The organism is Bradyrhizobium sp. CB2312 (genome assembly GCF_029714425.1).
GTDB lineage: Bacteria > Pseudomonadota > Alphaproteobacteria > Rhizobiales > Xanthobacteraceae > Bradyrhizobium.
The window spans coordinates 7,648,183-7,666,111 of record NZ_CP121668.1 but is presented as its reverse complement, the minus strand read 5'-3'; the positions used below and the strand labels follow the sequence as shown (position 1 = coordinate 7,666,111).

At 66.2% G+C, this 17,929-nt stretch carries 15 protein-coding genes; 8 read left to right on the top strand and 7 right to left on the bottom strand.

Going from position 1 to position 17,929, the window contains the following annotated elements:
- The first annotated feature begins 641 nt into the window (after positions 1 to 641).
- Together QA642_RS37215 and QA642_RS37210 are read left to right on the top strand one after the other, a co-directional pair.
- Positions 642 to 869, top strand: coding sequence for a hypothetical protein (locus tag QA642_RS37215; RefSeq protein WP_283081343.1), 228 nt, complete (start codon positions 642 to 644; stop codon positions 867 to 869).
- Between the two features lie 74 nt (positions 870 to 943).
- Positions 944 to 1,222: a hypothetical protein gene (locus tag QA642_RS37210; protein ID WP_283081342.1), complete on the top strand. Its 279-nt coding sequence runs from the start codon at positions 944 to 946 to the stop codon at positions 1,220 to 1,222.
- A gap of 210 nt (positions 1,223 to 1,432) precedes the next feature.
- Here the strand turns inward: QA642_RS37210 and QA642_RS37205 are convergent, their stop codons facing one another.
- The 6 genes from QA642_RS37205 to QA642_RS37180 all read right to left on the bottom strand — a co-directional run bounded on the left by QA642_RS37205 (position 1,433) and on the right by QA642_RS37180 (position 11,580).
- Positions 1,433 to 3,796, bottom strand: a complete 2,364-nt coding sequence (locus QA642_RS37205; RefSeq protein WP_283081341.1) for a TonB-dependent receptor — start codon at positions 3,794 to 3,796, stop codon at positions 1,433 to 1,435.
- A 156-nt stretch (positions 3,797 to 3,952) separates the two neighbouring features.
- Positions 3,953 to 4,357, bottom strand: coding sequence for a DUF2946 domain-containing protein (locus QA642_RS37200; protein WP_283081340.1), 405 nt, complete (start codon positions 4,355 to 4,357; stop codon positions 3,953 to 3,955).
- Positions 4,358 to 4,756: 399 nt separating this feature from the next.
- Entirely contained in the window at positions 4,757 to 6,820 is a 2,064-nt protein-coding gene (locus QA642_RS37195; RefSeq protein ID WP_283081339.1) for a hypothetical protein, read from the bottom strand.
- Positions 6,821 to 6,827: 7 nt separating this feature from the next.
- Positions 6,828 to 9,641: a DUF4159 domain-containing protein gene (locus QA642_RS37190; RefSeq protein ID WP_283081338.1), complete on the bottom strand. Its 2,814-nt coding sequence runs from the start codon at positions 9,639 to 9,641 to the stop codon at positions 6,828 to 6,830.
- Positions 9,638 to 10,582, bottom strand: coding sequence for a DUF58 domain-containing protein (locus QA642_RS37185; RefSeq protein WP_283081337.1), 945 nt, complete (start codon positions 10,580 to 10,582; stop codon positions 9,638 to 9,640). The genes QA642_RS37190 and QA642_RS37185 overlap by 4 nt, the downstream gene beginning before the upstream one ends.
- Positions 10,582 to 11,580 carry a MoxR family ATPase gene (locus QA642_RS37180; protein WP_283081336.1) on the bottom strand — a complete coding sequence of 333 codons (999 nt, stop codon included), beginning with the start codon at positions 11,578 to 11,580 and terminating at the stop codon, positions 10,582 to 10,584. Before QA642_RS37180 ends, QA642_RS37185 begins: the two co-directional genes overlap by 1 nt.
- A 275-nt stretch (positions 11,581 to 11,855) precedes the next feature.
- Between QA642_RS37180 and QA642_RS37175 the strand changes: the two genes are divergently transcribed.
- The 4 genes from QA642_RS37175 to QA642_RS37160 are packed head-to-tail and all read left to right on the top strand — an operon-like array spanning position 11,856 to position 14,662.
- The gene (locus QA642_RS37175) at positions 11,856 to 12,467 is read left to right on the top strand and encodes a DUF1285 domain-containing protein (protein ID WP_027564342.1); all 612 of its coding nucleotides are present in this window, start codon (positions 11,856 to 11,858) and stop codon (positions 12,465 to 12,467) included.
- Positions 12,464 to 13,135, top strand: a complete 672-nt coding sequence (locus tag QA642_RS37170; RefSeq protein ID WP_283081335.1) for a CoA pyrophosphatase — start codon at positions 12,464 to 12,466, stop codon at positions 13,133 to 13,135. The genes QA642_RS37175 and QA642_RS37170 overlap by 4 nt, the downstream gene beginning before the upstream one ends.
- Positions 13,132 to 13,395: a DUF6111 family protein gene (locus QA642_RS37165; protein ID WP_283081334.1), complete on the top strand. Its 264-nt coding sequence runs from the start codon at positions 13,132 to 13,134 to the stop codon at positions 13,393 to 13,395. Before QA642_RS37170 ends, QA642_RS37165 begins: the two co-directional genes overlap by 4 nt.
- 10 nt (positions 13,396 to 13,405) lie before the next feature.
- On the top strand, positions 13,406 to 14,662 hold the full coding sequence (locus QA642_RS37160) for a CCA tRNA nucleotidyltransferase (RefSeq protein WP_283081333.1): 1,257 nt from the start codon (positions 13,406 to 13,408) through the stop codon (positions 14,660 to 14,662).
- A 114-nt stretch (positions 14,663 to 14,776) separates the two neighbouring features.
- Here QA642_RS37160 and QA642_RS37155 read toward each other — a convergent pair whose 3' ends face one another.
- A complete protein-coding gene (locus QA642_RS37155) occupies positions 14,777 to 15,676 on the bottom strand; it encodes an AraC family transcriptional regulator (protein ID WP_349253807.1) in 900 nt (299 codons plus the stop codon).
- Between the two features lie 375 nt (positions 15,677 to 16,051).
- On the opposite strand from QA642_RS37155, the gene QA642_RS37150 reads away from it, so the two are divergent.
- A complete protein-coding gene (locus tag QA642_RS37150; protein WP_283081331.1) occupies positions 16,052 to 16,936 on the top strand; it encodes an outer membrane beta-barrel protein in 885 nt (294 codons plus the stop codon).
- Positions 16,937 to 17,120: 184 nt separating this feature from the next.
- Positions 17,121 to 17,891: a sulfite exporter TauE/SafE family protein gene (locus tag QA642_RS37145; protein WP_283081330.1), complete on the top strand. Its 771-nt coding sequence runs from the start codon at positions 17,121 to 17,123 to the stop codon at positions 17,889 to 17,891.
- Positions 17,892 to 17,929: the final 38 nt, after the last annotated feature.

Sequence of the window (17,929 nt, the reverse complement as noted above, 5' to 3'; positions counted from 1 at the left end):
CAACACAAACCCGCGTGCGGTCCAAGGGGCATCGAGGGCTGGCACCTTGGGTCTGGTCGTGCCGATCGGTTTCTGCGGTGAAACATGACCGGGAGCTGCCGTTCCCGCAGGTGCGGTGTCCGTCATTGCGAGAGCGGCAACAGCAAGAATGAGGACGTACGATGCATTTGAGAACATATGAATTCTCCTGCAATCAAATCACGTCCTGGGAAGAGGGCCACGGCATCGCGTGAAAGAGGTTGATTTAGATCAATATCGACGGGCGCAGAAAATGCTGCCAGCGCGCCTCGCGCCGTCATTCGCATGATGACCCCTCCCGAACCACGAGCTTCGCTCAATGGGAGCGCCTGATACGGGGCTGATCATATAACCCCGGGCGACCTGGCAGACTATCGCCATCCCTATGAACGGGAATACTCGGCAATCAGAGGTAGCAGACGAGCAACAGCTATCATACCGGCGGGGCTGACACGTGATCCGGGATTTTAAAGGTGACACCTCGTTGTTCTCATGTGGCGAGGTTCCGCCGCGCGGAGACATATCTCCGTTTGCGATCCGCCATTTTGTTCTGTTGATCCATATCAAGCCCCTTTTCTGCTTGCCGGAGAATGATGGAGTTTCATTTGAAGGGAGGAATTGCAATGAGCAGCATCCGATCCTTCCATCTCGTCGCATTTTCGCTGTCCATTGCATTGTCGGCGCCGGCATTCGCACAACAGGCCGGACAAGCTGAGCCGCCACCCGGCTCACCTGCCGCGACCATCACCATTCCCGGCAACCAGCTTCCGCCACCTCTGCAGAAATTCGGCGGCAAGGATCTCGGTGTGGTCGACCGCATCAAGTTCATCCAGGAATGCGTCGGGCAATAGGCGCGCGCTAGCGGAGGGAAGCCTGCCGGCTTCCCTCCGGCAAAATTCACTCGATGTCGCGGTGGGAGAAGCCCATGAAACCTCGTCCTTTATCGTGCCTTTCGGTCCTTGTGCTGATCGCCGGCTTGGCTCCCGGCGGAGCGGTAGGGCAGGCTGCCGGAGAGACAGTGCAAGGCATGCTCGCGACGCAAATCCGCTCTCAGGGATTTGTCTGCGACAAGGCGCTCGGCGCGACCAAGGATGCCAGACGTTCACGGCCCGATCATGGTGTCTGGGTGCTCAGATGCAGCAACGCGAGCTATCGGGTGAGTCGCGCGCCCGACATGGCCGCCAAGGTCGAGCCTCTTCGGTGACGTAGCGCTCCGGTCACGACAATGATCTTCACGTGTAAGCCAAACGGCGGCTGACCGACCGGAGCGGTGAGCGGACGTCGCACGAGGGTTGCGAAAGAAGCGCAAGGACGACAAGGTCCGCGAGATCAGGATGAATCATCATCGCGCTTCAGGTTGTTGTTTGCGCATGATCTATCCGGAAGACCGCTGCGCGATTTTCCGGATCATGCTTCAGAACTTGAAGTTCGCGAACGCTCGCACGCCGATGCCGGGCATCAGGACCTGGTCCTTGGTGTAGGACACCGAGTTGCGGATACTCTCGTTGAGGAGATTGTTGCCGGTGATGCCCGCCATCATCTCGCGCGCACCGAACCAGTTGGGGGCGAGCTTGGTCTTGTAGCTCACCTCGGCCCTCAGCAGGTTGTAGCCCGGCGTCGGCGTCTCCGCGACCGCGGCGACGTTGTCCTGCGCGAAGGCGTGCAACAGGTTGACGCGCATCAGCCAGTTGTCGTCGCGCCAGAACACGCCGCCGCCCATCCGCAAGGGCGGAATGCGTGGCACGTTTGTGCCGTCGGTGAAGGTGGCGCGGACCACGTCGAGCTGGTTCTCGATGCCCCAGATGCCGCCCTGGAACGCGCCGACATCGAGCTGCGACTGGAATTCGCCGCCGCGGAAATTGGCATTGCGTTGCGAATACACCGCCTGGTTCAGCTCGGCGCCGGGCGTGCCGCACGAGGCAAAGTCGTCGTCGCACATCACGCCGGTGAGGCGGCGAAAAATGAAATTGTCGAAATGCGTGTAGTAGACCGTCGCTTCGAAGCGGAGCGGCCCCGTCGCCTTGCGCACGCCGACCTCGACCGACTTCGCGGTCTCGATCTTCAGGTTCGGATTGCCGATGTCGAAGGTCGCCGTCGCGTCATGGGCGCCGCGCGAGAACAACTCGGCCGGCTTCGGCGCGCGCTCGACATATTGCGCGGTGATGCTGCCGACCATGCCGCCCGGCAGGTCCTGCAACAGGCCGATGCTGCCGCTCTTCGGCGTGTAGGAGGGATTGCGCGCGATCGGCACCTGCGGTGTGCCGTCGGGCAGGTAGTCGGCCGGGAAATTCGGCGTGGTGCCGTGCAGCTCGACGTGCTCGATGCGGCCGGCGATCTGGGCCCGCGTCGCGTCCGTGAACTTGAACTCGTTGAAGGCGTAAGCAGCAACGCGGGTGTTGTTGTTGGGGTCCCACAGGCCGTTGAACAGCGTGCCGGGATTGTCGGGGCTCGGTGCCGTCAGCTCCTGATGACCGACCTGGAAGCCCAGCGCCGTCGTCACTTCGGCGAAGCGCGCGTTGAACGGCATCAACTGCACCTCGGTGCGGATCTCCTGCTCCTTGTTGGTGAAGGTCTGCCGCACACCGTCGGTGTTGGGATCGGCGGGGTCGGCAAGGCCGATCTCGTTGTGTCGATAATCCGTGGCGCCAGCCCAGAAGCGGATGGTGTCGATCGCGGCGGCATCGGGCCGGTACTCGCCCTTGACGTTGATCTTGGTCTGGTGACCGTCGATCCGCGTGTTGTGGTCGGCGCCGTCGATACCGGGGATGTAGTAGAGCGAGTCGTTCTGCGTGATCGCCGCGCCGATATAGCCGCCCTGGAAGAAGTAGGAGCCGCCGATCGAGGCGCCGTCCGACCGCGTCGCCGAGTTGGGCTGGCGGCCGTTGGTAATGATGCGCGTCTGGTCGGCCAGGTAGGGATAGCTCGGAATGCCGTAGTCCGTGGTGGTGCGGCCGTAGGCATCGGCATGGAAGGCAAAATTGCCGCCGCCGGTGTCCAGCAGCACGCCGCTTTCGACGCCGCGATCGACCGAGCTGAAGGCGGTGCGGGTCTCGGCGGTGACGCAGGGCGAGGTCTCGGCGGTCGCGAGCGGCGCCTTGATCGGCAGGCCGTAGGTCTGGAACGAAGGAGCGCAGGAGGGCAGCGCATCCGGAATCCGGTTGTTGGTGGCGCTGACGACGCCGCCGATCGAGGTCGAGCCGTAGCGCAGCGCGGCCGGCCCGCGCACAACCTCGACCTGGTTGGTCGCGAGCGGATCGATCGGGACGAAGTGGTCCTCGCCGAGATCGGAGGCGCCGCCTCCATTGGTGCCGTTCTCGACGATGCCGACACGGTTGACGTCGAGACCCCTGATGATCGGCCGGCTGGAGGCCCCGGGCGCAAAGCTCGAGCCGGTGATACCCGGCTTGGAGAACAGCAAGTCGCCGAGCTGGCCGCCGCCCTCGCGGCGGATCTCCTCGCTCGGCACCACGGTGACGGTGGCGAACTGGTTGGTCACGATGGGCAGCACGCCCTGCTGGGGCGCGGCGGTTTGCGGCGCCGCCGACGCGGCCTCGGCCGTGCGTTCACGGCTTCGCACCCGCGCGGTTCGCGTGGCGCGGCCGGGGGTGCGGGACGGCACCACCGCTCTGCGCACGATGGGGCTCGGGGCCGTCACGGTGACGGACGGAAGCTCGGTGGCCACCGGCTTGTCCTGAGCCAGCGCCGGGGTGGCGGCGGCACCAAGCAGGAGCAGGCTCGCTCCGCCGAGGCGCTGCGCGCGTCGCAATTCAAATGACATGGTCCTGATTCCAGTCAGGCGCCGTCCGCGTGGTTGTGTGCTGATCGGAGGCGGCCTGCCGTCGCGGCGCGACGGAATTCGACTTCAACGGTTCCCGCAGCGATCGTCCGCGCTGGTGACGCGGCGAGCCCGGGCGTGATCAAGCGATGTTGGAAGTCAGGACGCGGGAGGGGCGCGCGGCTGGAACGCCGTGCGGGCCGATTCCAGATGGATGAATTCGGCGTCCAAGGTGCGGTAGAGCAGCTCGGTCGCCTGCGGCAGTTGCAACAGAGGCGGCGTCGCGAACACGACGGTGCCCGCCATCGCGACCACGGCGCAGATCGCGCAATTGTCCTCGCCCGGCGGCTCGCGGTCGGGGCTTCCAGGCGATTGCTTCTGGACAGCAGTGCGGTCGCTCGAAGCGAGAGCCTTGTCGCTGTCGGTCTGCTGGAGCGAGGTCGCCGCGAGCGGCGCGGCCTGCGCAAACCAATGGCTGTGGCCGAAGGTGAGCCCGAGCTGCACCAGCATCGCGAACAACGCGAGCCGGGCGCCGCGCCTGATATTCGACCGGAACCACTTCATCTGCAGACGGCACCCCGCATCGCGAGCCGACGATTTCGGGTGGTCGCGATGTTATAATGTAACATCGCAGGATCGGTGAGCGGATGTCAACGGTGAGCGGAGCCGCGCACGCAGGCCGCAGATCCGATGTGTCGTTCGGGCAACTCAAGTGGGATGAGATGAGCTCGAGTCGAGTTGGGCCAACAGCGTTGCTCTCTCCGTTCCCTCCCCCCGTGCGGGGGAGGGGCAGGGAGAGGGGTACCACACGGGGACTCTTTCCGTCGCGCACCCACACGGGATGCATCGCCAACAACCGTCACCATTTGCTGGGCCACCCCTCTCCCTAGCCCTCCCCCACAAGGGGGGAGGGAACGCACCGGCGTCGCGGCGCTAGGCGGGATCCAATCAAACGTTAGGAAATCACCGCCCCTCGCGCACCCAGGTCGCCGCAAACGCGCCGAGCAGCAGCAACAGGCCGATCAGGCCGGCGAAGATCGGCAGCACGCCGACGCCCTTCACGACGCTGGCGTCGCGCATCCGCACGCCCATCCAGCCGTCGCCGGCGAAGACGCTCGCCGAGCGCGACGGCACGATGCGCGGCAGCTCGACGCTGTTGCCGTCGACGACGCGCACGGCGTTGCCGCCGGTCGACTGCGTCAGTGGCTTCAACGTCTCGGTGGTCGAGGTGACTTCCGAAAACTCCTTCGGATTGGTCGGGCCGACATTGATCAGCGCCTTCAGCGTACCGTCGGTCGCCTGCCACAGGCCGAGCTCATTGGCCGGAAGGCTGGCGCGCCACTCGCCGGGATCGCCGGCGCTCAGCGTCAGGTCGCGTGACACGCCCGACGGCGAGGTCACGCTGACTGGCGGAACGCTGTCTGCCATGGTCTGGCGCACCACGATGAGATCCTTGCCCTGCACCTGGAGGCGCAGCGCCTCTTCGTCGAGATCGGGCTGCTTCATCAGCCAGTGCGACATCCGCCTGAGCAGATCGAGATGCGGGCCGCCGCCTTCATAGCCGCGCGCCCACAGCCAGATATGGTCGGAGAGCAGTAGCGCGACGCGGCCCTCGCCGAAGCGCGACAGGAACAACAGCGGCTTGCCGTCGACGCCCGTCATGACAGGCGGGTTGACGGCGTTGCGGGTGTCGACGGTGCGGAAGAAGCGGCTCCAATGTGGCGGCTCGCTGGCCGAGCCTTCCAGCCCGCGCGTGACGGGATGGCGTTTGCCGATGTCGGAGAGATGCGCATAGAACGGCTTTTCGGTCACGCCGACGGGCTCGGCCGGCAGTACCGAATCCAGCGGCGTGCGCCAGATGCTGGTGTTCGAGGCGTAGTCGGGGCCGGCCGAGACCAGCACCGCGCCGCCGCTGCGCACATAGCGCGCGATATTGTCGAAATAGGCGATCGGCAGCACGCCCTGGCGGGCGTAGCGGTCGAAGATGATCAGCTGGAATTCGTTGATCTTCTGCTGGAACAGCTCGCGGGTCGGAAACGCGATCAGCGACAATTCGTTGATCGGCGTGCCGTCCTGCTTCTCCGGCGGCCTTAGAATTGTGAAGTGCACGAGGTCGACGCTGGCGTCGGACTTGAGCAAATTGCGCCAGGTGCGCTCGCCGGAATGCGGCTCGCCCGAGACCAAGAGCACGCGCAGCTTGTCGCGCACGCCGTCGATGGCGACGACGGCGCGGTTGTTCACCGGCGTGAGCTCGCGCTCCAGCGGCGAGGCCTCGATCTCGACGATGTTCGGGCCGGCATGCTTGATGTCGACGTCGACGCTGGCGGTCTGGCCGCTCGAGAGCGTGCGCTCGTTGATGGTTTCGCCGTCGCGGCGAACCGTGACCTTGGCGCGCTCGCCGGAGACGCCCTGGTCGTCGAGGCGGTAGGTGATGGTCTGGCTCTGGCCGACGATGCCGAAGCGCGGCGCTGCCGTGATCGCGATGCGACGGTCGCGCTCGTCCTTCTGCCCCGTGATCAGCGCGTGCACGGGTGCCTGGAAGCCGAGCGCGGCGGCGCTAGCGGGAATGTCGTGGACGCGGCCGTCGGTGATCAGGAACGCACCGGCGACACGGTCGACCGGCACGTCCGACAGGGCCGAAGCGAGGGCGCCGAACAGCCGCGTGCCGTCGGTCTCGCCGTCCGCCTGTCCGGCGTCGACGACGCGGACCTCGAGTCCCTTGATCTTCTTCAGGCCGTCGACCAGCGCCTCCTGCGCCTGGGCTGCCTCGCGATTGCGGTTGCCGAAATTCTGGCTCGGGCTCTTGTCGACGACGATGGCCGCGACCGAGGTGAGGGGATCGCGGTCCTCGCGGGTGAAGGAAGGATTGGCGAGCGCCAGCAGGAACAGTGCCAGCGCCGCGACGCGCACGGCCGCGCCGCGCGCACGCGCCACCAGCAGCAGAAGCGCGATGACAACGATCGCAGCGAGCGCGATCCACAGCACGATCGTGGGAACAAGCGGCGTGAAGGCGATGCCGTAATTCATATCGATCCTATTGCCCCAATCGTTCGATCAGGGCCGGTGCGTGCACCTGGTCGGCCTTGTAGTTGCCGGTCAGCGTGTACATCACGATGTTGGCGCCGGCGCGGTAGGCGAATTCGCGCTGGCGGGGGTCGCCCCCGACCACGGGGAGCATGGCCTGGCCGTCGGGCCGCACCGCCCAGGCGCCGGCGAGATCGTTCGAGGTGATGATGATCGGCGAGACGCCGTCGCCGCCGCGCGCCGGCCGCTGCGCGCTCTCGTCATCCTCTTCGCGCGGCAGGGTCTCGACCCAGGTCTGGCCGGTGCTGAAGCGGCCGGGGAAGTCGCGCAGCAGGTAGAAGGTCTTGGTCAGCACGTGCTCGCGCGGCACCGGCTCGAGCTCGGGGACGTCGAGCGACGACAGGATCTCGCGCAGCGTCCGCATCGCCGGGGTCTGCGATGCGCCGCTGTCACCGGGCGCGGCCTCGATGGCGTCGCGGGTGTCGAACAGCACGGTGCCGCCCTGCTTCATGTAGGCATCGATCTTGTTGATGGCGTCCTGCGGCGGCTTGGGCGCGCCGGGCACGATCGGCCAGTAGATCAGCGGGAAGAAGGCGAGCTCGTCGCGCGCGGGATCGACGCCGACGGGATCGCCGGCCTCGAGCGCCGTGCGCTGCGCCAGGAAAAGCGTCAGTCCGGACATGCCGGCCTTGACGATGGAATCGACGTCGGCATTGCCGGTGACGACATAGGCGAGGCGGGTCTGCGAGGTCGCCTTCATCGCGAAATCGTCGGACGCGCTATCGGCGCGCGACGGCGTCGGCGAGAACGATGCGAGGCCTGCAAGCACGAGGCCAAGCACGATCGTTGCGGTCGCGGCGCGGCGACGCAGCAGTGCGGCGAGGCCGCCGCCGAGCACCGCGACGATGATGGCGTCGATCAGGAACAGCGCCAGCGCCGTCGACAGCAGCCAGCCGCGCAAGTCGCGCGGCTCGGCATTGGTGTAGGTGGCGTGCCGGGCGCGCAGGCTCGCGGTGTTCAGGGCGGCGATGCGGTCGGCGCTAGCAAGCGTGTTCACGGCGAGCGGTCCTTCTGCCGGACCATAGAAGCCGGGCGGATGATCGGGTGTGGCGCGGTCGCGATAGTCAGCCGGCAGCGGCTTCGCGGTCGCCGGCGGCGGGCCGAAGGCGCCAAAACCGTCAAGGATGTGAAGCGGCGCCACCGTCTCGGTGGTGGCCTCGCTGGCAACGCCGGCGCCGGGCTTGGTGGTGTAGCCGGACATGTCGACGACGCGCCTCAGCATTTCGACGAAGGTGCCCGACATCGGCAGATCCGACCAGCGCATGTCGGCGCTGACGTGAAACAGGCTGACGAGGCCCTTGCCGCGATGCTCGCCGGTGACGAGCGGCGTGCCATCTTCCAGCGAGGCCCAGCTCTTGGTGGCGAGCACGGCGTCAGGCTCGGCCAGCACCTGCCGGCTCACGGTGACGTCCTTCGGCACGACGACGCCGGCGAACGGGCCGTCGGCGGCGAAGGAGGCGAGATGCTGCGGCTTCTCCCAGGTCAGGCTGCCGCCGAGCGTGCGGCCGCCCTTGCGCAGCTTGACCGGCACGAGATCGTCCTCGGCCTGCGCCAAGCGGGGACCTGCGAACCGCACCAGCACGCCGCCTCCGTCGATCCAGGCATTGAGGCGCTCGCGCAGCTCAGGGGCGATGGTGCCGACATCGGCGAGGATGATCATCGGCAGCTTCTGGTCGAGGAACTGCGTGATGCCCTGCTGCGGCGAGCCCTTGTCGGCGAGACGCACGTCGGCGAACGGCGCCAGCGCGCGGGTGAGGTAGAAGGTCGGCGCCAGCAGTGGCTGCGCGGTCTCGCTGGTCGAGCCCGAGACGATGCCGATGGCGCGGCGGCGCCAGCGCTTGTCGAGCAGCTGCACCGCGCCGGCGGAGCGCTCGCCCGAAATCTCGAGCCGGGTGATGTCGTTGCGCAGCTCGACCGGCAGGTCGAACGCGGCGTCGGTCTCCTTGTCCTGCGGGCCGAACGAGAAGCGCGCTTCGCCGATCGGCGAGGCCTTCTGGTCCAGGGCGCGCACGGTGCCGACCGCAATGCCGCTGTCGGTGCGCAGCACCTTCACCGTCATCTTCGCCGCGGCGTTCTCGGCCGCGACCAGTGCCAGCGGGGCGGAGGTGCCACCTTCGAAGATGGTCAGGCTGCGATCGCCGATGGTCTTGCCGAGGCCCGTCACGAATTCCTCGCCGCGGCCGGTGTCAACGCCGTCCGACAGCCAGGCGATCTCGCAGTCGCCGGTCGCCTTCAGGAAACGGTCGATCGCGGTCAGGGTTTCGACGCGGTCGATCGAATAGGGCTTTGGCGCGAGCTGGCGCAGCGCGACGCGCGCCGCGCCCGCCGGCATCAGCGTGATGTCGCGGTTCGGCTCCGAGAGCGGCACCAGCGCAATGGCGCGGCGGTCGTTGTCGGCATTGGCGATCAGCTCGTCGGCGGCCCTGATCCGGATGTCCCAGTTCGAGGCCGCGCTCCAGCCGTCGTCGAACATGATCATCAGCGGCGCCTTGCTGCCGGCAAGTCCGGTCTGCGGATTCCAGATCGGGCCGGCGGCGGCGAAGATGACGAGCGCCGCAGCCAGGAGCCGCAGCGCGGTCAGCCACCACGGCGTCCGCGACGGCGTCTCTTCGCGCGGTGCGATGTCGAACAACAGGCGCGTCGGCGGAAACTCGATGCGGCGCGGCCGCGGCGGCATCACGCGCAGGAGCCACCACAGCACCGGCAGGCTGACGAGGCCGATCAGGAGCAGCGGTTCGGTGAAGGCGAGCGGCAGTCCCATCATGCGGCCGGCCCCGCCTTGATGGTGGTGGTGCGGACGCCCGACTTGCTCACCTGCATGCCGGCATGCAGGAACAGCAACAGCTCGGCCGCGGAGCGGTCGGTCGCATGGGTCGTGAACAGCCAGTCGAGCTTGCTGGTCTCGGCGCGGATCTGGTCGCGGTGCATCGCGAGGCGCGCGGTGTAATCCTGCGCCCAGCTCTCGGCGCGGCCGGCGGTGATCACGCCGAAGCCTTCGGGCTCGACGAACTCGATGCGGCCGGAATAGGGGAACGACTCCTCGGCGGGATCGACGACCTGCACCATGGTGCCATGCGCGCCGGAGCCGGAGAGGCCTGCGAGCGTCGTCTTGATCTCGGAGATCGGCGACCAGAAATCCGACAGCACGATGATCTCGGCCAGCGCCGCCGGCACGAAGGACGGCGGCAGGCTGAGGCGGTCGGCATCGTCATGCAGCATCGCCTGCGCCATCTTGTCGATCACGCTGCGGCTCGCGGTCGGCGCCATCAAGCCGGGAATGCCGACGCGCTCGCCCCCCGACACCAGCAGCTCGGCCAGCGCGAAGGCGACGATCAGCGTGCGCTCGAGCTTGGATTCGCGCGCGGTCTTCGAGGCGAACGCCATCGAGGGCGAGCGGTCGGGCCAGATCCAGACCGTGTGCGAGGCTTCCCATTCGAGCTCGCGGACATAGAGATGGTCGTCACGCGCCGAACGCCGCCAGTCGACGTTCTGCGCCGGCTCGCCGGAGACGAAGCGGCGGTATTGCCAGAAATTCTCGCCGGAGCCGGCGCGGCGGCGGCCATGCAGGCCGTGGATGACGTTGGCGGCGATGCGGCGGGCTTCCAGCACCAGGCGCGGCAGCGAAGCGGCGAGCGTGCGGCTTTCGCCATCGGCACGTCGGATCGCGATGATCTCCTTTGCTGTGTGCCCCGTCTCTGCTGCCATCAACCGATCCGTGTCTTGAGTTGCCTGATCACGTCCGGAATCGTGCGTCCTTCGGCGCGCGCCTGGAACGTCAAGGCCATGCGGTGCTTCAGCACGGGCTCGGCGAGGTCGAGCACGTCGTCGACCGAAGGCGCGAGACGGCCGTCGATCAGCGCGCGGGCGCGCACGGCGAGCATCAGGGATTGGCTGGCGCGCGGGCCGGGGCCCCAGGCGATGAACTTGCCGGCTTCGCCACTCTCGGCGCCGGGACGGGCCGAGCGCACCAGCGACAGGATCGCCTCCACCACGGAATCGCCGACCGGCAGGCGGCGCACCAGCCGCTGCGCGGTGATCAGCGCATCCGCGCTCATCGAGCCCTTCGCCAGCGTCTCTTCCGCGCCTGTCGTCTCGAACAGGATGCGGCGCTCGGCGTCGCGATCGGGATAGTCGACGTCGATCTCCATCAGGAAGCGGTCGAGCTGAGCTTCCGGCAGCGGATAGGTGCCTTCCTGCTCCAGCGGGTTTTGCGTCGCGAGCACGTGGAAGGGTTTTGGCAGGTCGTGGCGCGCGCCGGCCACCGTGATGTGCTGCTCCTGCATCGCCTGCAGCAGCGCCGACTGCGTGCGGGGGCTCGCGCGGTTGATCTCGTCGGCCATCAGGAGCTGGGCGAACACGGGACCTGCGATGAAGCGGAAGGCGCGCCTGCCGGCGGTGCTCTCGTCCAGCACCTCGGCGCCGAGAATGTCCGACGGCATCAGGTCGGGCGTGAACTGGATGCGCTTGGCATCGAGACCGAGCGTGACGCCGAGCGTCTCGACCAGCTTGGTCTTGGCAAGGCCCGGCACGCCGATCAGGAGCGCATGGCCGCCGGAGAGGATCGTCACCAGGGTGTTCTCGACGACGCGATCCTGGCCGAAGATGACGGAGCCGATCGCCTCCTTCGCCGCGCGAATCTGGCTCGACACCTGCTCGGCCGAACGGACGATCCCGTCCTCGAGTTTCTCGACACTCTCCGCCATTCGCTCGCTCCTTCAGCCGGCCATTCGGCTTGCTTGCGTCGTCACATCAACACGTCGGCTGGATCATGGGCCCTATGCTAGACTTGCAGGAAGGCCATGTATTCGTTGAATTAACCTATCCCCACCTTATCGGCTTCGGGTTATGTACGGCATCACGAAGTGGCGACCTCCACACCGGACTAATCCGGGGTGGAACCGAGCGCCGGACTACAACGTAGACCTGCACCAATCGTGCCAAACGACATTCGTGCCAAGTGACAAAGTCAGGGCAAACCATGGCGAACCAAGGGCAGAGCGCCGATCGCGGTCTTGAGGGGCTGACTGCCGCCGCCAAAAGTGCTGCTAGTGCCGAAGGCGCCAAAAAGGGCCTGCCGCCGGTGCATCTGTGGAATCCGCCGTTTTGCGGCGATCTCGACATTCGAATCGCTTCCGATGGTACTTGGTTCTACATGGGGACGCCAATCGGCCGTCACGCGCTGGTCCGCCTGTTCTCGACCATCCTCAAGCGCGAGGGCGACAAGCATTTCCTGGTCACGCCGGTGGAGAAGGTCGGCATCCGTGTCGACGACGCGCCGTTCATGGCGGTCGAGATGCTGAAGAGCGGGGAGGACAACCATCGCGTGCTGAGCTTCCGCACCAATGTCGACGACTGGGTCACATGCGATGCCGCGCACCGGCTGCGCTTCGAGCAGGCCGAGGACGGCGGGCTGACGCCCTACTTGCATGTCCGCGCCGACCTCTGGGCCAAGGTGACCCGCGCGCTCTATTACGATCTGGTTGACATGGGCGAGGAGCGGATGGTCGATGGCCAGCCGATGTTCGGCGTCGAGTCGGCCGGCGAATTCTTCGCCATGGCCGACGCGGAGCAGGTGAGGGCCGCGCTTTGAACAAGCCTATCCCCAGAGGTGAGCCCGTCGCGATCGGCGCGGCGGATTTCTTCGCCCGCTCGCGGGCAAGGCTCGGCTTCGACGTGCCGCCCGGCCTCTACGATCCCAACATCATTCCCGCTTCGGGCGATCCCGGCACCGACAAGATGCTGGAGATCATCGCGCGCGAGCAGCCGGTGCGCCCCGCAGCGGTCCTGATCGCGGTGGTGGACCGTCCCGAGCCGACCATTTTGCTGACGCAGCGCTCGGCCCATCTCAACGACCATGCCGGCCAGATCGCCTTTCCCGGCGGCAAGATCGACGCGATCGATTCCTCGCCGCTCGATGCGGCGCTGCGCGAGGCCGAGGAGGAGGTCGGGCTGTCCAGGGACTTCGTCGAGCCGATCGGCTATCTCGATCTCTACGGCACCGCCTTCGGCTTCCGCATCCTGCCGACGGTCGCCAAAGTGCGGCCCGGCTTCGAGCTCACCATCAACCATTCCGAGGTTGATGACGCCTTCGAGGTGCCGCTATCCTTCCTGATGGACCCGGCGAACCACCAGGTGCACAGCAAGGAATTCCGCGGCATGGAGCGGTTCTATTACGCGATGCCGTTCGCGGAACGCTACATCTGGGGTGCGACGGCCGGAATGCTGCGTGTGCTGTATGAGCGGATCTATTCATCATGATCCGGACGGTTCTGACCGAGATCGGAATCTTCCTCATCCCCTTTGCCGTCTATGCGCTGTTCCTGGCCGCCACCCGCTCCGGCCTGTTCGTGCAATCGTCCTGGCCGGTCACGGTGGTCGCGCGCCTCGTCCTGGCGGCACTGGTGCTGGTGATCGCGGGCCTGGTCGGGCTCGCGCATTTCTCCGGCGCGGCGCCGGATTCGACCTACACGCCCGCCCATATCGAGAACGGCAAGCTCGTGCCGGGCGTGGAACGATAGGAGCGGGCCGATGAGCGCGGAGCCGTTACTTGCGCAAGCACCCTGGCTGACCTCCGGTGGCACCGCGCGCGTCCTGAAGCTGCTCAACGCCGACGGCGAGGAGGCGCGCGTGGTCGGCGGCGCCGTGCGCAACGCGCTGCTCGGCCTCGTGCCCGGCGACATCGACATCGCGACCACGGCGCTCCCGGACGAGGTGATCCGCCGCGCCAAGGCCGCCGGCATCAAGAGCGTGCCGACCGGCGTCGACCACGGCACCGTCACCCTTGTCATCGACGGGCACCCTTACGAGGTCACGACGCTGCGCGAGGACACAGAGACCTTCGGCCGCAAGGCCAAGGTCGCGTTCGGCCGCGACTGGGTGAAGGACGCCGAGCGGCGCGACTTCACGATGAACGGGCTGTCGGTCGATGCGAGCGGCGTCGTCTACGACCATGTCGGCGGCATCGCCGATATCAAAGCGCGGCGTGTGCGCTTCATCGGCGATCCCGACCAGCGCATCGCCGAGGATTTCTTGCGCATCCTGCGCTTCTTCCGCATCCACGCCGCCTTCGGCGCCGGCGAGCCCGACCGCGACGGCTATCTCGCCTGCATCCGCGGACGCGCAGGCCTTGCCAGCCTGTCGGCCGAGCGGGTGCGCATGGAGATGCTGAAGCTGCTGGTGGCATCTGGCGCATCCGCCGCCGCGCTGGCGATGACCGAGGGCGGCTTGTCCGAGGCGCTGATCGGCGGCGTCGCCTATACCGGCCCGCTGTCGGCGATGATCGCGCTCGAGCGCGAGCTCGCTCTTCCCGCCAGCAGCACGCGGCGCCTCGCCGCGCTGACGGTTGCCGTGACCGAGGATGCCAAGCGCGTCGCCACGCGCCTGCGGCTCTCCAATGCCGAAGCAAAGGCGCTGGATTCGATGGGGCATCGCTGGTGGCGCTTCGCCAACAAGGACGAGGCCAATGCGCGGCGGCTGCTCTACCGGCTCGGCGCGGAGCGCTATCTCGATCGCGTGCTCCTGGCCTGGGCGCGGGACGGCGGCGATACCGGCTCGTCGCGCTGGCGTGCGCTCGCCGAGCTGCCGCAGCGCTGGACCGCGCCGAAATTTCCGCTGAAGGCAGCCGATTTCATCGCGCGTGGTCTTGCCGAAGGGCCCGCGCTCGGACATGTGCTGACGCTCGCCGAGGACGCTTGGCTTGCGGCGGATTTTCCCCTGGAGGAAGCCGCGCTCGCTGCCATCGCCGATCAAGCTGCGGCGCGCGTCAGCCGCGACGGGACATCGTGACCATCGTCTCAGGCTTCGCGGACATCTCGATCCTTCGGCTATTGCTGGTCGGGTTGATGGCGTTGTTTGTCAGCTTGGCGAAACCGGCGCAGTGATACCCGACTGCAAACCCAATCATGGATCGCTGTGGTTCGTTCCCATTCGATATTGCGTCGGTGAGCAGCCGAAGTGATCGCGGAAGCGGCGATTGAAGTAAGTCACTTCATTGAAGCCGCAGGCAAAGGCGATGTCACTCACCTTCGTGTGGTCGTAGCGAACGTCCGACAGCATTGCCCGCGCCTTCTGCAAGCGCAATTCAAGTACGCGCTCGGAGAATGTGGCGCCGCTTTCGAGCAGCAAATCGCTCACATAGCGGCGCGACAGATTAAGAGCATCCGCGATGGTCGTGATCGACAGAGACGGCTCGGCGAAGCGCTTCTCAATGATTGCAATCAGTTCGCGCTGCCGCGCGGCGCGCAAGCCGCGTTCCGCCGCGATCTCCGCGACTTCCCCGCGCGCGCCGAGCGCCAACACGATCAAGTCTCCGAGCATGGCCTTGGCGCGCCGCGTCAACTCCGGGTCTTCGTGGACTTCATCGGCTTCGAGGAGAAAATTGATGGTGCGCTCGAGATGCCGTACCGCGGGATTCGCTGGGTCGAGCAACATTGCCGAACGATGATCGGCATGCGGAACAAGTTTCAGAATTTGCGCACGAGGTATGGATGCCAAATTCCACGCCGTGAGGCCGTTCGTAAAGCTCGAGACCGGTTGGGCGATGTTGTAGGCGACGACGCTTCCCGGCTTCAGCTCAAGCTCCTGGTTTCCCACAGTCCATAATTGCGGCTGGGGGCTGCGATAAAAACCGACAAAAATGTCGTCGCGATCATTGGTCACGTGCTTGCGCGTGCGCACGTAGTGTCCCGTCGTCGTGGCAAACCGGCCGACGCTCAATTCGCCAAAAAGGACATTCTTCGACGCGGTATAGAATGGCTTGTCCTCGGCGTGCTTCATGTCGGCCTTGCCGAGTTGTTCCATCCATATCTCGTGCCACAGGCGGAATCGGGCCTTGTCATTCAAGTGGGATGGAAGCTGGTCCGATGAAAATTCTACCTTTGGCATATCCGTCCATGATCCTCGCGCGCCGGTTCCATTGGTATCATGAGGCCGCGTGAAAGGCATCCATCCACCTGTCCACCGATGTGATGCAAAAGCGGACCGCCGTGCATCTCAGGTCAAGTTCAGTGCCGGATAGATCAAGACTTCGGCTACCGACCGTTGCGCCGAAATCACATTCGCCCGCGATCCTGGCTCCGTACCGTTTCGATCAAGCCCAGCACCTTCGCGGACAAGACGACCCAAGCGCGGCTCGGTAGTCTTTCCGAACGACGGACCTGTTGGGAATTTCTAAACATGAGAAGATTGATCGTGGCCGCTGTTGTCGCTTCAGGCATGATGCTGTCGTCGGCGTCGGCTGCCGACCTGCCGGTGAAGGCCAAGCCGGCCCCTCTCTATAGCTGGACCGGATGGTACAATGGCGTGAATGCCGGCTACGGTTGGCAAGACAAAAGCGCGGCTTACACCGGCGATGTTGCTGCAGATCCGCTGATCGGCGCAGGCACCGTGTTTACCGACACGCTGGCGATAGCTTCTTTGCAGGCGACCGAAGAAACGGCCGTGAACCATCCGGCCTATCGGCAATCTCTGCGCGGGTCTGGCTTCACGGGCGGTGGGCAGTTCGGCTACAACTGGCAGATTGATCGCAGTTGGGTCACTGGTTTCGAGGCCGATCTGCAATACGCAAATGTGAAAGGCCGCGCGCTTTTCGAGGAACCCTCGACCGGCGGCACTCCTCTCTCGGCCGCCTCTTCCCATCAACTTGACTGGTTCGGCACCCTGCGCGGCCGGATCGGCTACTTGTTGAGCGACCGCTTCCTCGCTTTCGGCACAGGCGGCCTCGCCTATGGTGGAACGAAGGGACAGGCTGCCATCTCGATCATTGGTCCGTTGGGCGGGACCGTCGACGCCGGATTCGTCACAAAGATTATCTGTCCCGGCTTCACGACCTGCTTCGCCGGCTCCTCGTCACAGACCTCGGTCGGCTGGACAGCCGGTGGCGGCCTTGAATATGCGGTGCTCCCGAACGTCACGATCAAGGCCGAATACCTGCACATCGACCTCGGCCACCAGAACGTGAAGCTGACAGTGCAGAGCCCGGCGACCGGCAATGGCTTCGTCAATGTCAAGTTCAGCAACGCTTACGACATCGTTCGTATGGGGATGAACTTCCGGTTTTGACGCACTCGGAGCGACCGATCGCTCTGCTCCATCCGGCGGCCGCCTGCTTGAGAAAATGTGAAGTCGGACATGTGTTGACACTCGCCGAGGACGCTTGGCTTGCGGCCGATTTTCCACTAGAGGAGGCCGTACTCGCTTCCATCGCCGATCAAGCTGCGGCACGCGTCAGCCGCGATGAGAAAAATTGACCATCGTCTCAGGCTTCGCCGACATCTCGATCCCACAGCTCTTGCTGGTCGCGTTGATGGCGTTGTTTGCTTCGATCATCGGTGGTCTCGCCGGCTACGGCACCGGCGCCCTAATGCCGCTGGTGCTGGTGCCGCTGGTCGGCGCCGAGCCGGTGGTGCCGATCATCGCGATCTCCGCGATCCTGACCAATGCGAGCCGCGCTGTTGCCTATGTCCGCCATGCCGATCGCCGCCGCGCGCTGATCGTGCTCGCCTGCGCCGCGCTGACGACCGCGCTCGGCGCCTACGGCTACACGCGCCTCACCAATGCCGGCGCTGCGATCGTGATCGGCGCCATGCTGATGCTGAGCGTGCCGCTGCGTCGCATGCTCCGTCGCCGCGAGGTCAGGATCGGCGACACCGGCCTTGCCGCCGGCTCGGTCGGCTACGGCGTGCTGGTCGGCGGCACCTCCGGCTCTGGCGTAATCCTGCTCTCGCTCCTGATGGCCGCCGGCCTCGAAGGCGCCGCCGTGATCGCGACCGACGCGATGATCTCGCTCGGCACCGGCCTCATCAAGATCGCCGTGTTCGGCCTTGCCGGCGCGGTGACGGCGCAGGTGCTCGCCTTCGCGCTGCTGATCGGCGGCATCGCGATCCCCGGCGCGTTCCTGGCAAAGGCCTTCGTCGAGCGGATGCCGGTGCACATCCACGCCGCGATCCTCGACGTCGCCGTGATCACCGGCGGGCTGGTGATGATCTCGGCGGCGGCGCGGCAGCTCGTCGCGTAGCCCCGGCCTGAATGGTAGACGTCGACCCGGGCACAAGC

Bases quoted from the DNA above. Each gene is read 5' to 3' on its own strand.
- QA642_RS37215 (WP_283081343.1), top strand. From the start codon at position 642: ATGAGCAGCATCCGATCCTTCCATCTCGTCGCATTTTCGCTGTCCATT.
- QA642_RS37210 (WP_283081342.1), top strand. From the start codon at position 944: ATGAAACCTCGTCCTTTATCGTGCCTTTCGGTCCTTGTGCTGATCGCC.
- QA642_RS37205 (WP_283081341.1), bottom strand. From the start codon at position 3,796: ATGTCATTTGAATTGCGACGCGCGCAGCGCCTCGGCGGAGCGAGCCTG.
- QA642_RS37200 (WP_283081340.1), bottom strand. From the start codon at position 4,357: ATGAAGTGGTTCCGGTCGAATATCAGGCGCGGCGCCCGGCTCGCGTTG.
- QA642_RS37195 (WP_283081339.1), bottom strand. From the start codon at position 6,820: ATGAATTACGGCATCGCCTTCACGCCGCTTGTTCCCACGATCGTGCTG.
- QA642_RS37190 (WP_283081338.1), bottom strand. From the start codon at position 9,641: ATGATGGGACTGCCGCTCGCCTTCACCGAACCGCTGCTCCTGATCGGC.
- QA642_RS37185 (WP_283081337.1), bottom strand. From the start codon at position 10,582: ATGGCAGCAGAGACGGGGCACACAGCAAAGGAGATCATCGCGATCCGA.
- QA642_RS37180 (WP_283081336.1), bottom strand. From the start codon at position 11,580: ATGGCGGAGAGTGTCGAGAAACTCGAGGACGGGATCGTCCGTTCGGCC.
- QA642_RS37175 (WP_027564342.1), top strand. From the start codon at position 11,856: ATGGCGAACCAAGGGCAGAGCGCCGATCGCGGTCTTGAGGGGCTGACT.
- QA642_RS37165 (WP_283081334.1), top strand. From the start codon at position 13,132: ATGATCCGGACGGTTCTGACCGAGATCGGAATCTTCCTCATCCCCTTT.
- QA642_RS37160 (WP_283081333.1), top strand. From the start codon at position 13,406: ATGAGCGCGGAGCCGTTACTTGCGCAAGCACCCTGGCTGACCTCCGGT.
- QA642_RS37155 (WP_349253807.1), bottom strand. From the start codon at position 15,676: ATGGAACAACTCGGCAAGGCCGACATGAAGCACGCCGAGGACAAGCCA.
- QA642_RS37150 (WP_283081331.1), top strand. From the start codon at position 16,052: ATGAGAAGATTGATCGTGGCCGCTGTTGTCGCTTCAGGCATGATGCTG.